This is a genomic window from Enterobacter cloacae complex sp. ECL352 (assembly GCF_020149545.1).
GTDB lineage: Bacteria > Pseudomonadota > Gammaproteobacteria > Enterobacterales > Enterobacteriaceae > Enterobacter > Enterobacter asburiae_B.
This window is the reverse complement of sequence record NZ_CP083709.1, coordinates 2,480,478-2,502,072: the sequence shown is the minus strand read 5'-3', so window position 1 is coordinate 2,502,072 and position 21,595 is coordinate 2,480,478. Positions and strand designations below refer to the sequence as shown.

Genomic DNA, 21,595 nt, shown 5'->3' with positions numbered 1-21,595 from the left:
TAACCGTATTGTGACTTAATTGGGAAGTGAGCCATGTTTGAAAAGCGTCACCGCATTACGTTGTTATTCAATGCCAATAAAGCCTACGACCGTCAGGTGGTGGAAGGTGTTGGTGAATATTTGCAGGCGTCGCAATCTGAATGGGATATTTTTATTGAAGAAGATTTTCGCACCCGTCTGGAGAACATTAAAGACTGGCTGGGCGATGGCGTCATCGCCGACTATGACGATCCCATCATTGAGCAGCTGCTGACCGACGTCGACGTCCCGATTGTGGGCGTCGGCGGCTCCTACCATTCGCCCGAACACTATCCGCCGGTCCACTATATTGCCACCGATAACCATGCCCTGGTCGAGGCCGCCTTTCTTCATTTAAAAGAGAAAGGCGTCCATCGCTTCGCGTTTTATGGGTTACCGGCCACCAGCGGCAAGCGCTGGGCCGCTGAGCGAGAACACGCGTTTTGCCAGCTGGTCGCGCAGGAGAAGTATCGCGGCGTGGTGTACCAGGGGCTGGAGACCGCGCCGGAAAACTGGCAGCACGCGCAAAACCGCCTGGCGGACTGGCTGCAAACGCTGCCGCCGCAAACCGGTATTATCGCCGTGACGGACGCTCGCGCGCGGCACGTGCTGCAGGTCTGCGAACATTTACACATTCCGGTGCCCGAAAAGCTGTGCGTGATTGGCATTGATAACGAAGAACTGACCCGCTATCTGTCTCGCGTGGCGCTCTCCTCCGTTGCACAGGGCACGCGTCAGATGGGCTATCAGGCGGCGAAGCTGCTACATCGTCTGCTCGATAAAGAATCTCTGCCGCTTCAGCGTTTGCTTGTGCCTCCTGTCCGCGTCGTGGAACGTCGCTCAACCGATTATCGCTCCTTAAGCGACCCGGCCGTCATTCAGGCCATGCACTACATTCGCAACCACGCCTGCAAAGGGATAAAGGTCGATCAGGTGCTGGATTCGGTGGGCATTTCGCGTTCGAATCTGGAGAAGCGTTTTAAAGAAGAGGTGGGCGAAACCATTCATGCCGTCATCCATGCTGAAAAGCTGGAGAAAGCACGCAGCCTGCTCATTTCCACGTCGCTGTCGATCAACGAAATCTCGCAGATGTGCGGTTACCCGTCTCTGCAATATTTCTATTCCGTGTTTCGCAAGGAGTATGAGACCACGCCGAAGGAGTATCGGGATCGCTACAGCGAGGTGCTGATATAGAAAAGAAAACGCCTTCCAGTGGAAGGCGTTTTTTTAGATTACATATGGGCGGCGATTAAACGCTGGTTATCCTGGTACATGGCGAACAGATAGTTGTTATAGCTCTGTCCCTTTGTCGAATAACCTTTCAGCTTGTGGATCATCGTACTGGCCGTCACTTCCTGGTCCGCTTTACGCAGCTGAGCGCGTGATTTACGGAACGATGAGTAGGCCGGATGCGTGTTCAGATTCACCACATAGGCGCTGACGGAATCTTTCACAGATTCAAACTGCGAATAGCCTTTCACCTTGCCAGGGGCATTATTACAACGACCTTTCACACATTTCATGCCGAAAAGGTTGTTGTTGCTACGCGCAAGCTTAGAAGTCCCCCAGCCGCTTTCGGCAGCAGCCATGGTCGCAACCATGCTGCCCGGGATGATATCTACACGCTCAAGGAGAGCATTCCACGGCACACGACGGGTGTTACCGTTCCAGCTCAGCTTGTAGCGCTTCGTGATATCTTTCAGACGCGCGCGCTCTGACGGCGACCAGCGGCTATCGTACTGTTTGGAAATCAGCCAGTTACGATCCGCAGTAATCGCGGCATTTTGACTCGTGATGTAAGGCATTACCGTCCGGAGAAACGCTTTTTTCCTTGGTGTTCCGGAAGGGTATTTTCGCAAATCAGGAAGTGAACTACTCTTTGCACTATTGCGAGAATACTCTTGTTTACTGCTAACCTTACTACTTGTCGTCTTTATTACGTGGGCTTTCTTACTCGTTGTATCCGTGTGCGTCTTCGCAAGCACCTCACCCGAAAATGCCGTGGTGAGTAACATGAGTATCGCAGCCCCATATCGTCGAATGGGAGTCGATATCATTAGGTCTCCTGGTCGGATGTAATCATCCCAACACCTTATTTTTTTCACAAATTTGAGAGCGGAATCTCAAATCATATCAAAAATAGACTTCAAGAGCACGTATAGAAATAGTCCAATTCCGAAACTATGTCACCTGAAACTTGCTCATAAAAACATCGTTCCACAAAAACTGTGTGCGCTATCGCAGATAACTGCCTAATTTTGCGCGAGATCACTCATCCTCACGCTTCCTCCCGGCAGAAAGCGACAGGGGATGAGTTTTTGCCCCTCGCCTGATGGCACACTGGTCAAAAATGCCGCGACAGGAAAAAGGAATGAAACGTACCGCATTAGCCTTTCTGATGTTACCCGCACTGGCGCATGCCGACTGGTCATCGCCGGGGTTTAGCGCATTTAGCGCCGAAGGCACCGGGGTCTTCACCAGCCAGGCAAAGCTTGCGAAGGGTACGCGTCCTCTGACGCTAAGTTTTGACAAGACGTGCTGGCAGCCTGCGGACGCGATAAAACTCAATGAGATGCTGTCGCTCAAGCCCTGTGACGGCACGCCGCCGCAGTGGCGTCTTTTCCGCGACGGTGACTACCAGATGCGGATTGATACTCGCTCCGGCACGCCCACTCTGCTGCTGACGATTCAGAGTGCCGCAGAACAGCCGGTTGCAAACGTCATCCGCCAGTGTCCGAAGTGGGACGGTAAACCGCTGACGCTGGACGTTAGCAGTACCTTCCCGGAAGGCTCCGTCGTGCGCGACTACTACAGTAAACAGACGGCGACGGTGCAGAATGGAAAAATCACCCTGCAGCCAGCCGCTAACAGTAACGGCCTCCTGCTGCTTGAGCGCGCCGAAACCGACAAGCCCGCGCCGTTTAGCTGGCAAAACGCCACCGTCTATTTTGTGCTGACCGACCGTTATGTGAATGGTGACCCGGGCAACGACAACAGCTACGGTCGCAACAAAGACGGTATGCAGGAGATTGGCACCTTCCACGGCGGGGATCTCAAAGGACTTGCCGGCAAGCTCGATTATTTACAGCAGCTGGGAGTGAACGCACTCTGGATAAGCTCTCCGCTTGAGCAGATCCACGGCTGGGTAGGCGGTGGCACAAAAGGGGATTTCCCGCATTACGCCTATCACGGCTACTACACCCAGGACTGGACGAAGCTCGACGCCAACATGGGAACCGAAGATGATTTACGCCATCTTGTCGACGAAGCGCACAAGCGCGGGATCCGCGTTCTGTTCGATATCGTCATGAACCACGTTGGTTATGCCACGCTGGCAGACATGCAGGAATTTCAGTTTGGCGCCCTGTACCTTCAGGGTGATGAGCTGAAAAAGACGCTGGGAGAACGCTGGACGGACTGGAAGCCGGGCGCGGGCCAAAGCTGGCACAGCTTTAACGACTACATCAACTTCAGCGACAAAGCCGCATGGGAGAAATGGTGGGGCAAAAAGTGGATCCGCACGGACATCGGCGATTACGACAACCCCGGCTTCGACGATTTGACCATGTCGCTGGCATTTCTGCCGGATTTGAAAACGGAATCCACGACGCCTTCCGGATTGCCAAACTTTTACCAACACAAGCCCGACACCCACGCGAAGGCCATCCCCGGATATACCCCGCGAGATTATCTGACCCACTGGCTCAGCCAGTGGGTACGTGACTACGGCATCGACGGTTTCCGGGTGGATACGGCGAAACACGTTGAGCTTGCGGCCTGGCAACAGCTTAAAGACCAGGCAAGCCAGGCGCTGGCCGCCTGGAAAGGGGCGAACCCGGACAAAAAGCTCGACAACGCACCGTTCTGGATGACCGGGGAATCCTGGGGCCACGGGGTGATGCAAAGCGATTATTACCGCCACGGTTTTGATGCGATGATCAACTTTGACTATCAGGAGCAGGCGGCAAAAGCGGTGGATTGTCTGGCCGATATGGATCTCACCTGGCAGCAGATGGCGGAGAAGCTGCAAAGCTTCAACGTGCTGAGCTATCTCTCATCACACGATACGCGTCTGTTCCGCGAAGGGGGCCAGCGCGCGGCGGAGCTGCTTCTGCTGGCACCCGGCAGCGTACAAATCTATTACGGTGATGAATCCGAGCGTCCGTTCGGGCCAACGGGTTCTGATCCATTACAGGGCACCCGGTCAGATATGAACTGGCAGGACGTCACGGGCAAGCAGGCCCTAACCGTCGCCCACTGGCAAACGCTGGGCCAGTTCCGCGCCCGCCATCCGGCGATCGGTGAAGGCAAACAAACCACGCTATCGCTGAAAGAGGGGTATGGATTCGTGCGCGAGCATAATGGCGATAAGGTGATGGTGGTATGGGCAGGTAATCAATAATTCACCCCCTCACCCTAACCCTCTCCCCGCAGGGGAGAGGGGACCGCACGGCGCCGTCTTTTCCCCCTCTCCCTTTTGGGAGAGGGTCGGGGTGAGGGAAAATCCACCAGAACTATTCACTATATAAATACAACTCCGCCATACAAAACAACAAATCCGACCACATCACCCGATTTGCACCAGCACGGTGCTAGCGTTATGGTTACCCACTTTCAAAATAAGCTCGACAGATCACCTGCTATGACGTTTTCACTTTTCGGCGACAAATTTACCCGCCATTCAGGCATTACTCGCCTGATGGAGGATCTCAACGACGGGCTGCGCACACCGGGCGCAATCATGCTCGGCGGCGGAAACCCGGCTCAAATCCCGGAGATGAATACCTATTTCCAGACGCTGCTCGCTCAGATGCTGGAAAGCGGCAAAGCAACCGATGCGCTTTGCAATTACGACGGCCCGCAGGGTAAAACCGAACTGCTGGCACTCCTCGCCGAAATGCTGCGTGACGAGCTGGGTTGGGATATCGAACCACAGAATATTGCACTAACAAACGGCAGTCAGAGCGCGTTTTTCTACTTGTTTAACCTGTTCGCAGGGCGTCGCGCCGACGGCACCACCAAAAAAGTGCTGTTCCCGCTGGCACCGGAGTATATCGGCTACGCTGATTCCGGCCTGGAAGAGGATCTGTTCGTCTCTGCGCGCCCGAACATCGAGCTGCTGCCGGAAGGCCAGTTCAAATATCACGTCGATTTTGAACACCTGCATATTGGTGAAGAGACGGGCATGATCTGCGTATCGCGCCCGACTAACCCAACGGGCAACGTGATCACCGACGACGAACTGATGAAGCTGGATGCGCTGGCGAATCAGCACGGCATTCCGCTGGTGATCGATAACGCCTACGGCGTGCCGTTCCCGGGCATTATCTTCAGCGAAGCACGTCCGCTGTGGAACCCGAACATTGTCCTGTGCATGAGCCTCTCTAAGCTGGGTCTGCCGGGCAGCCGCTGCGGCATCATCATCGCCAACGAGAAAATCATCACCGCCATTACCAATATGAACGGCATTATCAGCCTTTCACCGGGCGGCATTGGCCCGGCGATGATGTGTGAAATGATTAAGCGCAACGACCTGCTGCGTCTGTCGAATGATGTGATCAAGCCATTCTATTACCAGCGCGTTCAGGAGACGATTGCGATACTTCGCCGCTATTTGCCGGAAGAACGCTGCCTGATCCACAAACCTGAAGGAGCAATTTTCTTGTGGCTGTGGTTTAAGGATTTGCCTGTCACCACCGAACTGCTCTACCAGCGCCTGAAAAAGCGCGGCGTTCTGATGGTACCGGGCGATTATTTCTTCCCGGGACTGGATAAGCCGTGGCCGCATACGCACCAGTGCATGCGCATGAACTACGTACCCGATCCGGAAAAAATCGAAGCGGGTGTTAAAATTCTCGCCGAAGAAATTGAAAAAGCCTGGCGCGAAGGCAATTGTTAAATATTAAGGCTCTTCGGATGAAGAGCCTTATTTTTATCGTGATCTATATATTTTATAAAGGATATATCCTTCAGCTTTATTGCCCTATTATTTAAAGGGATTATTTAGGATAATTCCTGTTGTTTTAATGGCACTATAGTAATTCAAAAATAATTAAGTAGACATTAAATAATAACTTAATTAACTCATTGTTATATAAGATTTAAAACAAACAACGCTGGTAAAAAAATATCCTCGAAGCGAGTCTGTGTGCATTTTTAAAATACTGCATATACTCACTAATACGCCGCTCGGCGTTCTATTGCGTGGAGTATTTTTATGCTACCTAATAATGCTAGTCGCATCAGCGTAATTGCTGCTGCGGTACTGCTCGCGTTCTCTCTTTCTGCCTGCAGTGGAAGCGGTGGCGGATCTCACTCAACAGCCAAAAATAACCCTGCAACCGGAAGTAATACCGGCTCGGGTGATGGAAGTGGCACAACGGCTAACAATGGTGGTTCAGGCAGTAACGGATCTGGCTCAGGTTCAGGGACAGGCTCGGGCTCAGGAACGGGAACCGGAGGTAACGGCAGCGGAGGAACCGGAACGGGCAGTGGCGGCACAACCACTGCAGGCGTGAATACTGTGCTGGGTGATGCCGGTAAAACGGTGACCAGCGTCGGCTCTACGGTGGACAGTCTGGGAAGCCAGATCCCGACAAATAATCCTGTCACATCAACCGTTTCAACCACCGTCAGCGGTGTTGGCAGTGCCGTCTCTACCGTGGGAACAGGCGTCACCTCCGGCATTGGCGATCCGGGCAACGCGAACGGTGTTGGTACGACGGTTCAGGGCGTGACCACGTCGGTCACCTCCTTGGGCAATACCGTCTCTACGGTAGGCACGGGCCTGGCAAGTTCGACATCGGGAACACCGGTTAGCGGCGTAACAGGCCTGACGGGCAGCGTGGTAAACAGTACCGGGCAGTTAGTCAGTAACACCGGCACAGGTTTAACCAACACGGTCAGTAGCCCTGCGGTAGCTCAGGTAACAACCGATACCACGACTGTGGTGAACAAGACGCTGGGCGGAGTACAAGGCGTGACGCAAAGCGTGGGCACCACAACAGGTCTGGGTACTCCGGTCAACGGCCTGCTGACGCAGGTAGGAAACACCGTGAGCGGCGTAGGCACCAACGTTAGCAGCAGTAATAGCGGGCTTAGCGGCGTAGGTCAGGTCGTTCAAAACGTCGGCCAGACGGTGACGGATACCGGTACGCTAGTGAAACCCGCCACCTCGACGACCGGAGGAGGATCAGGCTCCCTCACAGCTAATGCAACTGTGGCGGCCACGAACAACAGCCTGGGTGCGACGGTCAATACAACCCTCAATACCCTGACGTCGGGCGTTACCGCCAGCACAACAACACGTTAACCACCGGTCTACTGACGCCAAAACAGTAAAACGGTTATTGCCTTTCTGCGCCCCTGCTTCAGGGGCGCTTCGTACAGCGACACTCCCCCTAACCGGGAATGATGAACAGGGATAGCGCGATGAAAAACCATTTCCTTTTTTCGCTGACGGGGCTGGTTGTGTTGAGCATGGCCCGCGCCGATACACTGCCCTCTATTATTAACCCTGATAACCCGGCGCAAGTTTCTCGTAACGTTGCCCCAGAACAGACTGAGACCGTCCCACAGCCGAAAGTCAAAATAGAAAAACCGCAGTCAACGCTGACGCCTGAAACGCCCATTACCATTCATCACATTCAGTTTATTGGCGGCACGCGTTATCCCTTGCAGGAATTACTTAAACCCTTCAGGCCTTACGCCGGAAAAACCGTGCCGCTAAAAACGCTTACGGGGCTGGTAAATGATATTACGGCGCGCTACAAGGCCGACGGTTTTCCGCTCTCCTATGCCTGGCTGCCCGATAATAATTTCCAGCAGGGAAATATTAAAATTGTCCTGGTCGAAGGGTACGTGGCGCACAGCGACATAACCAGTAACAACCCCAATATCGCCGCGCGCCTTAAACGCTTGTCAGAAAAAATCATGGCGGAAAAACCGCTGTCTCAGGATACGTTCGATCGATATAGCCAGCTGATGACCCGCACCCCGAACGTTCCGGTCACGGCCAACGCGCAGCTGCCAACCAATATCTATGGCGCGGCGGCGATGCAGATAACCGGTAATGAGGAGCGGAGCTGGAATATCGCCTCCACGATCGACACCCGTAAAGGGCAAGATGTAATGATGCTGAACGGAACGCTCAGCAACCTGACAAGCTATGGCGATCAGCTTGGCGTGGCTACGCTTATACCGTTAGATAGCAACACGCGAAAAAACTATGTGGGTCTGAACTGGCAGCAGTTTTTAAACGATGAAGGGCTGACGATGCAGATCAAAGGCAGCTATTACCGTGAAAATCCGCGGGATTTTTCCCCCCTGCTCACTTTGCCCAATAATATTCAGGTCGATTCGAAGCAAAAAACCACGCAATACAACGGCGGCGTGACGTTTGGCTATCCATTGCTGCTGACGCAAAAATCACAAATTAATCTGACCAGCGGTTTTGATTATACCGACCGCCAGGATGACTATGCCCTGCAGGCCAGACTGCAGGGCAAAACCTACAGTCTGGACTCCGTCAACCAACACGCACGTTATCCGGCGCTGGAAGTGGGTATCAATGGTGCACATCAATTCACAACCGCCAGCATCAGCGGCAGACTCAACGTACGACAGGGTATTGATGCGATGGGTGCCGATATCGTCTCAGCGCCTAAACCCGATATTAATTTTACGCTCACAAAAAGCTATTTAGACGCAGCCTGGCTGTTTGCCGACAAATGGCGGCTATCAACATCATGGGAGGGAGACTGGTCAAATAACACGTTGCCAGAGCCCGAACGCGTTAGCTTCGGTGCCCAGCGCTTTGGCCGTGGATATCAGGACAGTGAAGCAAGCGGTGATTACGGCTATGGCGGGCAGGTAGAACTGCGCTATATCAAGATGCGAAAAGAGAGTACCTGGCTTGCCACCATCCAGCCCTATATCCTGGCCGATACCGCGCAAACCTGGTTTAACACGTCCGGTTTGCCTCATCAGCGGCTCGGGTCAGTGGCTGCCGGGGTGATGATAGGCGATACGCGCCACTATAGCGTCACGGTTGAGGCGGCACGACCCGTCGGGGATGTTCCGACAGACAGTCGCAACAGAGACTGGCGCTACAGTCTGACGTTTACGTGGAATTTCAATAAAATGCAGTAAGCTTTTCAGCCCGAATCCTGGCAGGGTCAACGCAGCGCAACGCGTGGGTTGGACAGGCCTCCACGCAGGCCGGTCCGCCTTCGCGATGCAGGCATAAATCACATTTCAGCGCCTGCGCCTTATTTCCCTCCAGGCGCACCTGCATCGCCCCGTACGGACACGCCACCACACAGCTTTTGCACCCAATGCAGCGCGTCTGCTCAACGAGCCAGGCTCCCGCCGTACGGCTGATGGCATGGGTTGGACAGACGTTAGCACACGGCGCGTCCTCGCACTGATGGCAACCCACTGCCGTAGTGTATGAACTTCCCTTAACCACCCGAAGGCGGGGCGAAAAGGCATTAGCGGAGACGGCGTCCTGATGCGACACCGCGCAGGCCACTTCGCAGGTGCGGCACCCAATGCATTTTTCCGCATCCGCCATGATAAATCGGTTCATGTGTTACGCCTCGCGCACGTTAAAAGCCGGTTCTTTTGAGATAGCCGCTGGCGCTACCGTCGAAGTCAGAATGAATGTAAGCCGGATAAAACATAACGACTCCTGATATCCGTGCTTAATTCACGCCCGTCGCCAAATCCGGACGAGAGTACCAGGTTTAATTTTCTTTAAGAATGATACACATGATGCACACCTTTATTGATGGCGCAGATCGCATTAGCGTATCAGGAATATTAATGAGGAAGCCATGACGGGAAGGGAAAACGGGAGATCGGTACCCTCAAATATGCCCGGCGGCGCTTCGCTTGCACGGGCCTACGTAAAACTGCGATGGCAGTCCATGTAGGCCGGGTAAGGCGAAGCCGCCACCCGGCTTTAGCGCATCAGAAACGCCAGGTCAGGCCGGTCATCAGCGCGAAGCTGTCGTCGCGGTCGATCATCGGGCTGTTCTTCACGTCGTCAGGCAATACGGTGTAGACCGCGCTGGCGTTAAGATACAGCTTCTGGGTTAACTGATATTTGGCCGCCAGGCCAACGTATGGCGTCCAGCTGTCACCGGCGGTGTATTCATCCAGACCTGAGCGGCGAGACTCGCTGCCGGATACGCCATAGTAGTAGTCGTTATAGCTTTCGTCGCTATAGAAAATACCGACAGAGGGCGTCAGGGTCAGGCGTTCCATCCTGATTGGACGGAAGTATGAAACCTCGCCGATCATACCACCGCTTTCATCCGTGGCATCGCCCGAGACCGCCACTTTCAGCGAACCCCAGCTTTCGTGGCGGTAGTACGCGCCGCCGAGGAAGGCAGAAGCTTTACGCTCATCAAGCTTTTTCATATGATGGTCGTCGTTGTCATCAGGATCGAAATGCAGCGGCATCCACGATGCGGTCAGGCTGAGTTCATTTTTTGCGTCTTTCCACAGGATCCACCCGCCCATGGTCTGGCGAACATAAAAGCTATCGCCTTCGTAGCTAATTAACGGTACTGCGGTAGTATTTTCGTTATAGCCTTTGTAAGGAGACTCATTAAATACAGCCCCCGCTCCTAGTGAAAAGTCACCGGCCATTGCTGAGGATGTTGCAAATAACGTGGCAGCGATGAGTAAATTGTATTTAATAGTCATTACATGTAATCCATTAAAATGCCAAACAAGCGAGGCGCATAATAATGGTTACAAATTTGCCAATGCAACGCTGCGGTTTATATAATATTATATACAAAATCATATAGATGGGTGTGCATGATGAATAAATTACAGCTAAAGCCGCGCGAGTTAAAAATTATATCCGTCATCGCAGCCACCCACAGCATTGGTGATGCCGCCGCCCTGCTGGGCATGGCGCAGGCCAACGTCAGTAAATATCTGTCTGATTTTGAAACGCGGGTTGGACTCAAGGTTTTTGAGCGCACCACGCGGCAGCTGGCCCTGACCCAGTTTGGGGAAGCGTTACTCCCGTACATTGATGCCACGCTGGATAAGAACCGTCAACTCGTTAATTTTATTGCTGATTATAAGCATGAAAAGCGCGGAAAGGTCACGATCTATGCCCCTACAGGTATCGTAACTTATCTCGCGCGCCACGTGATCCATCAGATAGAAGATATCGGTGACATCCGCATCTCCCTGAAAACCTATAACCTGGATCGGAATGAATATTCAGAAGGCGTTTCCTTTCCTGATGACTGCGACATTTTAATTACCTATGCGCCGCCGAAAGACGAAAGTCTGGTTGCCAGCGTGTTAACAAAATATTCTGTTACGGCATTCGCTACTGTAGAATATTTAAATAAACACCCCTCAACGGGACCTGAAGGTTTAATTAATCACTCCTGTATTCTCATTGATTCCATGCTGATCGATGATGCAAACATCTGGCGTTTCCGCGTGCACGGCAGTGATAGCGTGCATGACTACCGGGTGACCGGTAATTATATTTGCGACAATACGCAGACGGCCCTGGAGCTGGCAAGAAATAATCTTGGGATTGTTTTTGCGCCAAAAGAAAGTCTGAAAAAAGAATTAACGCAAGGGATACTGGTCCCCTGCTTCCCGCATCAGGAAGAGTGGTGGCTCGATCTGACGGCCATCTTCCGCAAACGCGAATACCAGCCCTGGCGCGTGCAATACGTTCTGGATGGCGTTCTGAACTGCCTGCGCCAGCAAATTGCTCAGGCCGCCCATGGACGGCCTGAGCTGGGCGATTAGAACAGCCCCAGCGGTTTATCGGAGTAGCTGACCAGCAAACATTTCGTCTGCTGATAATGCTCCAGCATCATCTTGTGGGTTTCACGCCCGATACCCGATTGCTTATAACCGCCAAATGCAGCGTGGGCAGGATAGGCGTGGTAGCAGTTGGTCCAGACGCGCCCGGCCTGAATGCCTCTGCCCATTTTATAGGCCAGATTACCGTTGCGGCTCCAGACGCCAGCTCCCAGGCCATACGGAGTGTCGTTGGCAATCTCCAGCGCCTCCTCCATCGTTTTGAAGGTGGTTACGGCCAGCACCGGTCCGAAAATTTCCTCCTGGAAGACGCGCATGTTGTTCTGACCGAACAGGATCGTCGGCTCCAGGTAATACCCTTCCTGCAGATCCCCGCCGAGCACCTTACGGCGACCGCCAGTCAGAATATCCGCCCCCTCTTTCTTGCCGATATCGATGTAGTTGAGGATGGTTTCCAGCTGTCCGTGCGAGACCTGCGCCCCCATCTGCGTGACGTTATCGAGCGGATTACCGCTGCGGATAGACTCGACGCGGCGAATGGCCCGCTCCATAAAGCGCTCACAGATGGACTCCTGCACCAGCGCGCGGCTTGGGCAGGTGCAGACTTCGCCCTGGTTAAACGCAAACAGCGCAAACCCTTCCAGGGCTTTATCGAAGAAGGCATCCTCTTCCTCCATCACGTCCGCGAAGAAGATGTTCGGGGATTTCCCGCCCAGCTCCAGGGTCACGGGAATGATGTTCTGCGTGGCGTATTGCATAATCTGCTGGCCCACTTCCGTCGACCCGGTAAATGCCACTTTAGCGATCCGTTTCGAGGTAGCCAGATATTCCCCTATCTCACCGCCCGCACCGTTGACCACGTTAATCACGCCAGGCGGCAGAAGATCGCCAACGATTTCCATCAGCAGCAGCACCGAGAGCGGGGTCAGACGCGCCGGTTTAAGCACAATGCAGTTCCCGGCCGCCAGCGCGGGCGCCATTTTCCAGCTCGCCATCAGCAGCGGGAAGTTCCACGGAATGATTTGCCCGACGACGCCCAGCGGTTCGTGGAAATGATACGCCACGGTGTCGCTGTCTACCTCGCTTATTCCACCCTCCTGAGCGCGAATGCAGGAGGCAAAATAGCGGAAGTGGTCGATGGCCAGCGGCACGTCTGCCGCCATCGTTTCCCGGATCGGCTTGCCGTTATCCCAGGTTTCCGCCGTCGCCAGCAGCTCCAGATTCTGCTCCATCCGGTCAGCGATTTTGAACAAAATAGCCGCGCGGTCCTGAACCGAGGTATGGCCCCATTTATCTTTCGCTTTGTGCGCCGCATCCAGCGCCAGATCGATATCGCGCTTGCCGGAGCTGGCTATTTCGCACAGCGGCTGGCCGGTTACGGGGGTCAGGTTGGAATAGTATTCGCCGTCGACGGGAGCTACCCAGTCGCCGCCAATAAAGTTGTCATAACGAGGCTTCAGCTTGAGGGGAAAACCATACTCGCCGGGCTGGATACGCGATGAGGGAGGATTGTTTGTCATGACCGTCTCCTTGCTGTTGGTGTACATCAAGGGTAGTTCCGGCTGGCGATTTTCTCGCCAACCGGTAACGGCTTTACGACGGGGGTCACGGAGTTTCAGGAAATAATAACGAATCGCGCAATAAATGATCGTTACCGCGACGGCGGGTAAAGCCGATGCGGTTGAAATACTCCAGGATCTGAATCGCCAGCTTGCGGCCCACGTTCAGCCGGTCGCGGAAATCGGCTGCGCAGGTAGAGCCCCGCTCCTGATCCAGCTCGCGGATCAGGTTCGCAAACGCCACAATGCGATCGTTACGGTAATAACGATCTTTCACGATCGCGACTATCAGCCCCTGCTGCGCCGCATGGCGCAATACCTGACGCATCACCTGCTCGTCGGTATTCGTTTCGCGGGCCAGATCGCGAACCCACCACGGCTCATCGCCAAACAGCGAGGCCACTTTTTGCCATACTGCCTCTTGCTCAGCGGTGAACCCGGCCTTGTGATCCGGCAGATGCAGCCAGCCGTGGTGGCTTTTGATCGCCCCGCTTTCGCGCATGTTTTCAATCAGCAGCAGCACCAGTGCATCGTCTTCCATCGGCAGCGCCATGCGCCGCAGACGCTCACGGCCCGGGCCAGGCTCATCCTGATGCTGTTCATGGTATGTTGCGAGCGTGTTCAGTATCTTACGCTGCCAGTTCGCAGCAACCGGGGCGTTTAGCAGACTGTTTCCAGCCTGAATAAAGCCCGGCTGCTGGGCCAGCATGCGTAACCCTTCCTCGCTCAGCTGGCGTGCCCATGCAAAATCACGCAGGCTCACCGCACCGCGCTCAAGATGCACCCGCAGCGCGGCGTTATCATCGCTGGCCTGCGCCAACGCTGCCAGCCACTGCAGATATTCAGGCTTACGCTTGCCGCGTCGCGGCGGATTCAGCGCGACCACCCGTGCCCCGGCCAGCGTTTCCCGCGCGGAAATATCACGCAGAACCAGACGATCGTTGTCTGCAAGCCAGAGCGGTGAATCGAATACCACTTCGGCAAGATCGTTTTCCAGCAGCGACACGCGCCCGGTGATATGGCTGGCCGCGTGGTGAATATGCAGCGGCTGCCATTGGGTCAGGGGCACGTTTGTCTGCAGGGAGACAATGACGCGTTCAGACGGCTCAGGCGGGGCATCGGCCAGCAGCCAGTCGCCGCGGTTAAGCTGCTCTTTTTCCGCATCCCCGGCAATGTTCAGCGCGATCCGCTGCCCGGCATGAGCACGCTCCGCGGGCTGGTTTTGCGCATGCAGGCCGCGCACGCGCATCGGTTTGTTAACGCCCGTCAGCCAAAGCGTATCACCTACGTTCACTTCACCGCTCAGCGCCGTACCGGTCACCACCAGCCCCGCGCCTTTGACGGTAAACGCCCGGTCAATTGCCAGACGGAAGCGGTGATGGCTGGCGTGGTCACGCGACGAAAGCTGCTGTAAGTGGTGGCGAAGTTCATCGATACCGCGCCCTTCTGTCGCCACGGTGACAAAAAGCGGTGCATCGGCAAAACCATACTCCTGCAAGGTCGCCTGTACCGCTTCGCGCACTTCGCTGACGCGAGCGTCATCCACGCGATCGGCTTTGGTCAGCGCCACGGTCAGCTGCGGGTTACCGGTCAGCTGCAGGATCGCCAGGTGCTCACGGGTTTGCGCCATGACGCCATCATCGCAGGCCACCACCAGCAGGGCATGATCGATACCCCCCACGCCCGCCAGCATGTTGGACAGAAACTTTTCATGCCCCGGAACATCAATAAAACCCAGCACGCGACCATCAGGCTGGGGCCAGTAGGCATAGCCCAGATCGATGGTCATGCCGCGCTTTTTCTCTTCCGGCAGGCGGTCGGCGTTTATGCCGGTAATCGCCTGCAGCAACGTGGTTTTTCCGTGGTCGACATGACCGGCGGTGGCAATAATCATTTCAACAACATCTCCAGAAATCGCTCTTCATCTTCAAGGCAGCGCAGATCCAGCCACATTCGGCCATCGTAAATCCGCCCGATAACCGGCGCAGGCAGGCCACGCCAGCGCGACGACAGGGCTTCAAGGTGGCTGCCGCGCCCGTCACGCGGGGTGAACGTGAGCGCTTCACTCGGCAGCCTGTCCACCGGCAGCGAACCGCTGCCAATCTGCGACTGGCAGGGTTCAATGCGAACGTCAAAATCGGGGTAGTGCGGGGCAATGCGCGGCAGCAGTAATTCGGCCTGGGCGCGAATCGAGGCGGCATCACGGGTTAACAGACGCAGCGTGGGCAGGCGGTCGGCCAGTTTCTCCGGATGGAGATAGAGCCGCAGCGTCGCCTCCAGCGCGGCAAGCGTCATTTTATCGGCTCGCAGGGCGCGCTTGAGCGGATGCTGCTGCAGCTTCGCAATCAGCTCGCGCTTGCCGACGATAATCCCGGCCTGCGGCCCGCCCAGCAGCTTGTCGCCGGAAAAGCTGACCAGGCTAACGCCTGCGGCAATCATCTCTTGCGGCATCGGCTCTCTCGGCAGCCCGTAAAGGCTCAGATCCACCAGCGAGCCGCTGCCGAGATCGGCAATCACCGGAATATTCAGTTCGCGGCCAATCGCCGCCAGCTCTGCCTCTTCAACCGTTTTGGTGAAGCCTTCAATATGATAATTGCTGGTGTGGACCTTCATCAGCAGGGCGGTATTTTCATTCACCGCCGCGCGATAATCTTTCGCATGAGTACGGTTAGTGGTGCCCACTTCATGTAGCGTGCAGCCCGCCTGGCGCATCACGTCCGGAATACGAAACGCCCCGCCAATCTCCACCAGCTCGCCGCGGGAAACCACCACCTCTTTGCCGCTGGCGGTGGCCGCCAGCATCAGCAGCACCGCTGCGGCGTTGTTATTCACAATGCAGGCATCTTCCGCGCCGGTCAGCTGGCACAGCAGGTCCGCCAGCGCCCGGTCACGATGCCCGCGACCGGCGCCGTCCAGATCGTACTCCAGCGTCACGGGCGCCCGCATGGCCTGCACAACCGCCGCAACCGCCTCTTCCGCCTGCTGCGCGCGGCCCAGGTTGGTATGCAGCACGGTACCGGTCAGGTTAATCACCGGGCGTAATGCGCTTTGCGCTTTCTCATCCAGCCGGTGCTCAACTTCCTGCTCCCACGCCGCGCACCAGTCGGGCAAGGCGTTTTCTGCCTGAATAGCGCATCGGGCTTCGTCCTGAAGCAGGCGTAACATCTCCACCGTCGCGGTATGGCCAAAACGCTCAACGGCAGCATGAATGCGGGGCTCGCGAAGGAGACGGTCGGTAGCGGGGATTTGGCTGTACAGCGAATGATGAGTAGTCATGAAAGCGCCTGGCGAGTAAATATCTTCCCCCCTCCCGACGGGAGAGGGAGTTAACATGTGGAGGGATTGTACCGCCTCCGACGCCGAAGTGTTATAACCCGCATCAAGCCTTTGGCGGTTCGGTACGGGCAAAGCTCTCGCGGCTAAAAAGCGTGTCTGCCAGTTTCACCAGCAACGGACGGTCGACGCACCAGCCAGGGGAAACCCGGCGGAAGTTGAGATAGCCGATGGCGCAGGCGATAGCGATAGTTGCCAGGTTCAGGCTGTCGGTTTGAATTTTGCCCTCCCGGATAAGCTGTTCGCACCTGTCCAGGCTGCGGCTGATTTTTTCCCGCTGGCGTAACAGTTCCGTTTCCGACTGCTGGGCGGCGGGCCTGGCCTGCTCACGCACGGAGGTTAACGCCGCATCCATAATGCCATCGGCCAGGGCTTCAATTTGCTTCACCGCCAGCGCCGCTTTTGGGTCAGCCGGCAGCATTGCCGGGGCAACGCCCAGCAGCTCGATATACTCCGCAATAATCGGGGAATCGAACCAGTATTCGCCCTCGTCCGTCACCAGCGCCGGGACTTTCCCCAGCGGGTTGTACTGCGCGACGCCGTTTTCAGCGTTGTAGGGCTGTTCATTGATGAATTCAAATTCAATCCCTTTCTCCAGCAGGAGAATCGAGATTTTTCGCACGAAGGGACTGGTGTAGCTACCGATGAGTTTCATTGCCTGATCCTTGATGCCGGAAAAAAGTCAGTATGGATCAAGCGATGAAAAAAGGGCAGGTACGCGTGTCGCATTCCTGCCCTGGAAGGATTAGTGATCGAGGTAGAGGTAGTGCATCCAGCTGGTCATACGCAGCAATACTTTACGCATCACCGAGACGTGGGCGAAATGGTCCGAGTAGACCGCCACCTGGGCATAGATACCGTCTGGCAGCGCATCGACTTCCGTATTCGGATCCAGCTCAATCGTACCCAACACGCCGTCCGTTCCCGGCACCACCGTCAGCGACTGCAGCGCACCCTGCGCCTGATAGGAGCCTCCCGGCACCACCGGCAGAATACTGGTGAGTTTACCGGTAAACACCTGGCCCGGCAGCGCGTTAAACACCACTTCCGCTTCATCGCCCGGCTTCAGACGCAGCAGCGAGTTCTGACGGAACTGGGCCACGATCTGACGCTTCTGTTCAGGAATAAAGACCATCACCGGACGCAGCGGCAGCGCGGCGGCGTACGTCCCCGGACGGATCAGCACCTGGGTGATGTAGCCATCGCTTGGCGCACGGACCACGGTCTGATCCAGGTTGTATTTCGCTTCAGCAAGCTGCGCGCGTAAGGAGGCAATCTGCGACTGTTCGCCGTTCACCATGCTGTCCAGCTGGCTTTGAATCTGCGTCTGTTCGGCAACGGAGCCTTTCACCATCGCATCCTGTGCGAGATAATTTTGCCGCGCGTTGTCGATATCGCTTTCAGAAAACGGATTCACCTTTGCCTGGCTGCCTTTCAGGTAGCGCTGATAATCTTTAAACAGACGATCGCGTTCAGCCGACACGCGGGTGGTATTGGCGACCGCTTCCGAAAGCTGCGCTTTCAGATTGTCGATATTGTGCGTTGCGGTCACCAGGTCGGCCTGGAGTCTGTCGACGCGCGCCTGGTAGCGGCCCGGATCCAGTTTAAATAACACTTCGCCTTTTTTAATTAGCTGGTTATTTTTATCGGTCACTTCACTGACCACCCCGGTAACCTGCGGCGTAATTGGAATAGAAATAACCGCCTTTTGCGCCGTAAAGGTGTACGGATGGTTATAGTTCATTAACAGAATAAGTCCGGCAACAATAAACACCCCGCCTAATGTCGCGGTGGCAAGCGTCCACTGGTTTACCGGAATACGGAATATTTTAAAAATCACCCAGGCAAATGCCACATAGGTCAAAATAATTAACAGATCCATGATTAGCGCTCCAGCGTGTTCTTATCAGCGGCGGGCTGTACCGCGGCCAGCTTTTGTTCTAATTCGGCCACGCGTTTGGCCAGCGCATCCATGCCCGGAACCTCATCAGGCTTGGTGATGTGGTTTTGCATCCCCCAGCCGCGATCTTCACGGTACAGCGTGGCCCATATCCACAGGAACGGCCAGATGGCATGGAGCGTAAACAGGCTAATCCAGCCTGCCGTGTGAATCGCATCGGCATGCGGATGGTTTCGCTTTTTGGCCATATTATAAGGAATGTCATGGATGGCGATGATTCCATAAAAAAGAACAAGAAATACAAAAATCAATACGCCCAGCGCAAAATAGTTGAGAAACATATTCTCCTCACTTAAACAACGTCAACTCATTTAATTAATAAAACAGTACGCAACCTAATTAATTTATTTTGAAATACAGAAGGTATACTGGTTATTTCAGAGCCGGGGAGTATCGTTTTTTATAATATCTCCGTGCAAGTTTATAAGCGTGTCAAAATATATCATGAATAATAATATACTTAACCTTACAATATGAGCGTAATCCACCTTTTAACTTTTCGCCATACCACACTTCAAAAGTGGTTTTTTAGCTTAACGTGTCGCGCTATGCCATCCTGACGCCGAATCGCTAAGCAGAGTTTGCCGCCGATCGCAGCCGGAGAAATCTGCATAAAAATATTTTGTGAAATCAGTCACAATCCAGAAACAAACCCACAAAACCAAATCGTGACAACCATCACAGAAAAGGGTGGTTTTTGCCGCATTTTTCGCCGTCGTATTTTTTTTGCCCACCTTTTTTGTGACTAAGATCACCTCATTGACATCCACACCCCCTACCTTTACGTGATGTGCGTCACACAAATTTTCGCTGTCTGGACAGTTGAACGATTCAGTGCCAGATTTCACAGCATCAGAACAGGGCCCGGCTACCTCTGCCGCCTCATTAACAATAAACCTCGGGCCGCAAGCCTAAGCGTAAACAGAAGAAGGGGTGTTTTATGTCATCCGATTTCAAGATCAAAGTTCAAAGCTTTGGTCGTTTCCTCAGCAACATGGTGATGCCAAATATCGGCGCGTTTATCGCGTGGGGTATCATCACTGCATTGTTCATTCCGACAGGGTGGTTGCCTAACGAAACGCTGGCGAAACTTGTTGGCCCAATGATTACCTATCTCCTGCCGCTGCTCATCGGTTTCACCGGTGGTCGTCTGGTGGGCGGTGACCGTGGTGGCGTAGTGGGTGCCATCACGACCATGGGTGTTATCGTCGGTGCGGATATGCCGATGTTCCTCGGTGCAATGATTGCCGGTCCTCTGGGCGGCTGGGCGATTAAGAAATTCGACGTCTGGGTTGATGGTAAGATCAAATCCGGCTTCGAAATGCTGGTGAACAACTTCTCTGCGGGCATCATCGGGATGATCCTCGCGATTCTGGCGTTCCTCGGCATTGGCCCAGCGGTTGAAGTGCTGTCCAAAATTCTGGCGGCAGGCGTTAACTTTATGGTGGCGCACGACATGCTGCCGCTGGCGTCTATCTTTGTTGAACCGGCGAAAATCCTGTTCCTGAACAACGCCATCAACCACGGTATCTTCTCGCCGCTGGGTATTCAGCAGTCTCACGATCTCGGCAAGTCTATCTTCTTCCTGATTGAAGCTAACCCAGGTCCGGGTATGGGCGTACTGCTGGCGTACATGTTCTTTGGTCGCGGCAGCGCTAAGCAGTCTGCTGGTGGTGCGGCAATCATTCACTTCCTGGGTGGTATCCACGAAATTTACTTCCCGTACGTGCTGATGAACCCACGCCTGATCCTGGCCGTTATCCTTGGCGGTATGACCGGCGTGTTCACCCTGAGCGTGCTGGGCGGCGGTCTGGTGTCTCCAGCTTCTCCGGGTTCTATCCTGGCGGTGCTGGCGATGACGCCAAAAGGGGCGTACTTCGCCAACATCGCGGCCATCTGTGCGGCCATGGCCGTCTCCTTCGTGGTCTCTTCTATCCTGCTGAAAACCAGCAAAGTGAAAGAAGACGACGATATTGAAGCGGCGACCCGTCGTATGCACGACATGAAAGCCGAATCCAAAGGCGCGACCCCGCTGGCGGCTGGCGACGTGTCTAACGACCTGAGCCACGTGCGTAAAATCATCGTTGCCTGTGACGCCGGTATGGGTTCCAGCGCAATGGGTGCAGGCGTGCTGCGTAAGAAAGTGCAGGATGCGGGCCTGACCAACATCTCCGTCACCAACAGCGCCATTAACAGCCTGCCGCCGGACGTTGACCTGGTCATCACGCACCGCGACCTGACCGAACGCGCCATGCGCCAGGTGCCGCAGGCACAGCACATCTCGCTGACCAACTTCCTCGACAGCGGCCTGTACACCAGCCTGACCGAACGTCTGGTTGCGGCGCAGCGTCACGAAGACAACGAAGTGAAAGTGCGCTCAAGCCTGCAGGACAGCTTTGACGAAAGCAACGCCCACCTGTTCAAACTGGGTGCGGAAAACATCTTCCTCGGCCGTACAGCGGCAACCAAAGAAGAGGCGATTCGCTTTGCCGGCGAGCAGCTGGTGAAAGGCGGTTACGTTCAGCCTGAATATGTCGACGCAATGCTGGAACGCGAAAAACTGACGCCAACCTACCTGGGCGAATCCATCGCGGTGCCGCACGGTACGGTTGAAGCGAAAGATCGCGTCCTGAAAACCGGCGTCGTATTCTGTCAGTATCCGCAGGGCGTGCGCTTCGGTGAAGAAGAAGACGACATCGCCCGTCTGGTGATTGGTATCGCCGCTCGCAACAACGAGCACATTCAGGTGATTACCAGCCTGACCAACGCGCTGGACGATGAGTCTGTCATTGCGCGTCTGGCGAGCACCACCAGCGTGGAAGAAGTCCTGGCACTTCTTAACAAATAAGTTCTCTTCCCTCTCCCCCATGGGGGAGAGGGCTAGGGTGAGGGGAAAAAGTTCCTCACCCCAGCC

17 protein-coding genes are annotated in these 21,595 nt (G+C 55.0%); 7 read left to right on the top strand and 10 right to left on the bottom strand.

Going from position 1 to position 21,595, the window contains the following annotated elements; all coding sequences use genetic code 11:
• Window positions 1-33: 33 nt before the first annotated feature.
• On the top strand, window positions 34-1,212 hold the full coding sequence (gene xylR / locus LBF07_RS12200) for a D-xylose utilization transcriptional activator XylR (protein ID WP_094935099.1): 1,179 nt from the start codon (window positions 34-36) through the stop codon (window positions 1,210-1,212).
• 38 nt (window positions 1,213-1,250) lie between these two features.
• Here the strand turns inward: xylR and LBF07_RS12195 are convergent, their stop codons facing one another.
• Window positions 1,251-2,075, bottom strand: a complete 825-nt coding sequence (locus LBF07_RS12195) for a protein bax (RefSeq protein ID WP_032661838.1) — start codon at window positions 2,073-2,075, stop codon at window positions 1,251-1,253.
• A 314-nt stretch (window positions 2,076-2,389) separates the two neighbouring features.
• On the opposite strand from LBF07_RS12195, the gene LBF07_RS12190 reads away from it, so the two are divergent.
• From LBF07_RS12190 to LBF07_RS12175, 4 genes are all read left to right on the top strand, one after another.
• Entirely contained in the window at window positions 2,390-4,420 is a 2,031-nt protein-coding gene (locus LBF07_RS12190; RefSeq protein ID WP_094935098.1) for an alpha-amylase, read from the top strand.
• Window positions 4,421-4,660: 240 nt separating this feature from the next.
• A complete protein-coding gene (gene avtA / locus LBF07_RS12185; protein ID WP_033147014.1) occupies window positions 4,661-5,917 on the top strand; it encodes a valine--pyruvate transaminase in 1,257 nt (418 codons plus the stop codon).
• 615 nt (window positions 5,918-6,532) lie between these two features.
• The gene (locus LBF07_RS12180; RefSeq protein ID WP_224435038.1) at window positions 6,533-7,330 is read left to right on the top strand and encodes a collagen-like triple helix repeat-containing protein; all 798 of its coding nucleotides are present in this window, start codon (window positions 6,533-6,535) and stop codon (window positions 7,328-7,330) included.
• A gap of 119 nt (window positions 7,331-7,449) precedes the next feature.
• Complete coding sequence (locus LBF07_RS12175) at window positions 7,450-9,168, top strand: ShlB/FhaC/HecB family hemolysin secretion/activation protein (RefSeq protein WP_058841875.1); 1,719 nt, start codon at window positions 7,450-7,452, stop codon at window positions 9,166-9,168.
• On the opposite strand, the gene LBF07_RS12170 is transcribed toward LBF07_RS12175, so the two are convergent.
• Both LBF07_RS12170 and LBF07_RS12165 read right to left on the bottom strand, forming a co-directional pair.
• Window positions 9,152-9,607 (bottom strand): 4Fe-4S dicluster domain-containing protein, encoded by a 456-nt coding sequence (locus tag LBF07_RS12170; protein ID WP_094935096.1) that lies wholly within the window; start codon window positions 9,605-9,607, stop codon window positions 9,152-9,154. The two genes, LBF07_RS12175 and LBF07_RS12170, sit on opposite strands and share 17 nt — an antisense overlap.
• Window positions 9,608-9,990: 383 nt before the next feature.
• Window positions 9,991-10,731: a MipA/OmpV family protein gene (locus tag LBF07_RS12165; RefSeq protein WP_094935095.1), complete on the bottom strand. Its 741-nt coding sequence runs from the start codon at window positions 10,729-10,731 to the stop codon at window positions 9,991-9,993.
• A gap of 117 nt (window positions 10,732-10,848) precedes the next feature.
• Here LBF07_RS12165 and LBF07_RS12160 point away from each other — a divergent pair, with 117 nt between their 5' ends.
• Entirely contained in the window at window positions 10,849-11,814 is a 966-nt protein-coding gene (locus tag LBF07_RS12160) for a LysR family transcriptional regulator (protein ID WP_094935094.1), read from the top strand.
• On the opposite strand, the gene aldB is transcribed toward LBF07_RS12160, so the two are convergent.
• From aldB to LBF07_RS12125, 7 genes are all read right to left on the bottom strand, one after another.
• Window positions 11,811-13,349 carry an aldehyde dehydrogenase AldB gene (gene aldB / locus LBF07_RS12155; protein ID WP_094935093.1) on the bottom strand — a complete coding sequence of 513 codons (1,539 nt, stop codon included), beginning with the start codon at window positions 13,347-13,349 and terminating at the stop codon, window positions 11,811-11,813. The two genes, LBF07_RS12160 and aldB, sit on opposite strands and share 4 nt — an antisense overlap.
• 85 nt (window positions 13,350-13,434) lie before the next feature.
• Entirely contained in the window at window positions 13,435-15,282 is a 1,848-nt protein-coding gene (gene selB / locus LBF07_RS12150) for a selenocysteine-specific translation elongation factor (RefSeq protein ID WP_094935092.1), read from the bottom strand.
• Window positions 15,279-16,664: an L-seryl-tRNA(Sec) selenium transferase gene (selA, locus tag LBF07_RS12145; protein WP_033147021.1), complete on the bottom strand. Its 1,386-nt coding sequence runs from the start codon at window positions 16,662-16,664 to the stop codon at window positions 15,279-15,281. The genes selB and selA overlap by 4 nt, the downstream gene beginning before the upstream one ends.
• 103 nt (window positions 16,665-16,767) lie before the next feature.
• A complete protein-coding gene (locus tag LBF07_RS12140) occupies window positions 16,768-17,376 on the bottom strand; it encodes a glutathione S-transferase (RefSeq protein ID WP_033147022.1) in 609 nt (202 codons plus the stop codon).
• A gap of 90 nt (window positions 17,377-17,466) precedes the next feature.
• Window positions 17,467-18,603, bottom strand: coding sequence for an HlyD family secretion protein (locus LBF07_RS12135; RefSeq protein WP_094935091.1), 1,137 nt, complete (start codon window positions 18,601-18,603; stop codon window positions 17,467-17,469).
• Window positions 18,604-18,605: 2 nt separating this feature from the next.
• Window positions 18,606-18,962 carry a DUF3302 domain-containing protein gene (locus tag LBF07_RS12130; protein ID WP_023334046.1) on the bottom strand — a complete coding sequence of 119 codons (357 nt, stop codon included), beginning with the start codon at window positions 18,960-18,962 and terminating at the stop codon, window positions 18,606-18,608.
• A 252-nt stretch (window positions 18,963-19,214) separates the two neighbouring features.
• Complete coding sequence (locus tag LBF07_RS12125; protein WP_126327665.1) at window positions 19,215-19,451, bottom strand: hypothetical protein; 237 nt, start codon at window positions 19,449-19,451, stop codon at window positions 19,215-19,217.
• A 170-nt stretch (window positions 19,452-19,621) separates the two neighbouring features.
• Here LBF07_RS12125 and LBF07_RS12120 point away from each other — a divergent pair, with 170 nt between their 5' ends.
• The gene (locus tag LBF07_RS12120; RefSeq protein WP_023309922.1) at window positions 19,622-21,529 is read left to right on the top strand and encodes a PTS mannitol transporter subunit IICBA; all 1,908 of its coding nucleotides are present in this window, start codon (window positions 19,622-19,624) and stop codon (window positions 21,527-21,529) included.
• Window positions 21,530-21,595: the final 66 nt, after the last annotated feature.

Bases quoted from the DNA above. Each gene is read 5' to 3' on its own strand.
- xylR (WP_094935099.1), top strand. From the start codon at position 34: ATGTTTGAAAAGCGTCACCGCATTACGTTGTTATTCAATGCCAATAAA.
- LBF07_RS12195 (WP_032661838.1), bottom strand. From the start codon at position 2,075: ATGATATCGACTCCCATTCGACGATATGGGGCTGCGATACTCATGTTA.
- LBF07_RS12190 (WP_094935098.1), top strand. From the start codon at position 2,390: ATGAAACGTACCGCATTAGCCTTTCTGATGTTACCCGCACTGGCGCAT.
- avtA (WP_033147014.1), top strand. From the start codon at position 4,661: ATGACGTTTTCACTTTTCGGCGACAAATTTACCCGCCATTCAGGCATT.
- LBF07_RS12175 (WP_058841875.1), top strand. From the start codon at position 7,450: ATGAAAAACCATTTCCTTTTTTCGCTGACGGGGCTGGTTGTGTTGAGC.
- LBF07_RS12170 (WP_094935096.1), bottom strand. From the start codon at position 9,607: ATGAACCGATTTATCATGGCGGATGCGGAAAAATGCATTGGGTGCCGC.
- LBF07_RS12165 (WP_094935095.1), bottom strand. From the start codon at position 10,731: ATGACTATTAAATACAATTTACTCATCGCTGCCACGTTATTTGCAACA.
- LBF07_RS12160 (WP_094935094.1), top strand. From the start codon at position 10,849: ATGATGAATAAATTACAGCTAAAGCCGCGCGAGTTAAAAATTATATCC.
- aldB (WP_094935093.1), bottom strand. From the start codon at position 13,349: ATGACAAACAATCCTCCCTCATCGCGTATCCAGCCCGGCGAGTATGGT.
- selB (WP_094935092.1), bottom strand. From the start codon at position 15,282: ATGATTATTGCCACCGCCGGTCATGTCGACCACGGAAAAACCACGTTG.
- selA (WP_033147021.1), bottom strand. From the start codon at position 16,664: ATGACTACTCATCATTCGCTGTACAGCCAAATCCCCGCTACCGACCGT.
- LBF07_RS12140 (WP_033147022.1), bottom strand. From the start codon at position 17,376: ATGAAACTCATCGGTAGCTACACCAGTCCCTTCGTGCGAAAAATCTCG.
- LBF07_RS12135 (WP_094935091.1), bottom strand. From the start codon at position 18,603: ATGGATCTGTTAATTATTTTGACCTATGTGGCATTTGCCTGGGTGATT.
- LBF07_RS12130 (WP_023334046.1), bottom strand. From the start codon at position 18,962: ATGTTTCTCAACTATTTTGCGCTGGGCGTATTGATTTTTGTATTTCTT.
- LBF07_RS12120 (WP_023309922.1), top strand. From the start codon at position 19,622: ATGTCATCCGATTTCAAGATCAAAGTTCAAAGCTTTGGTCGTTTCCTC.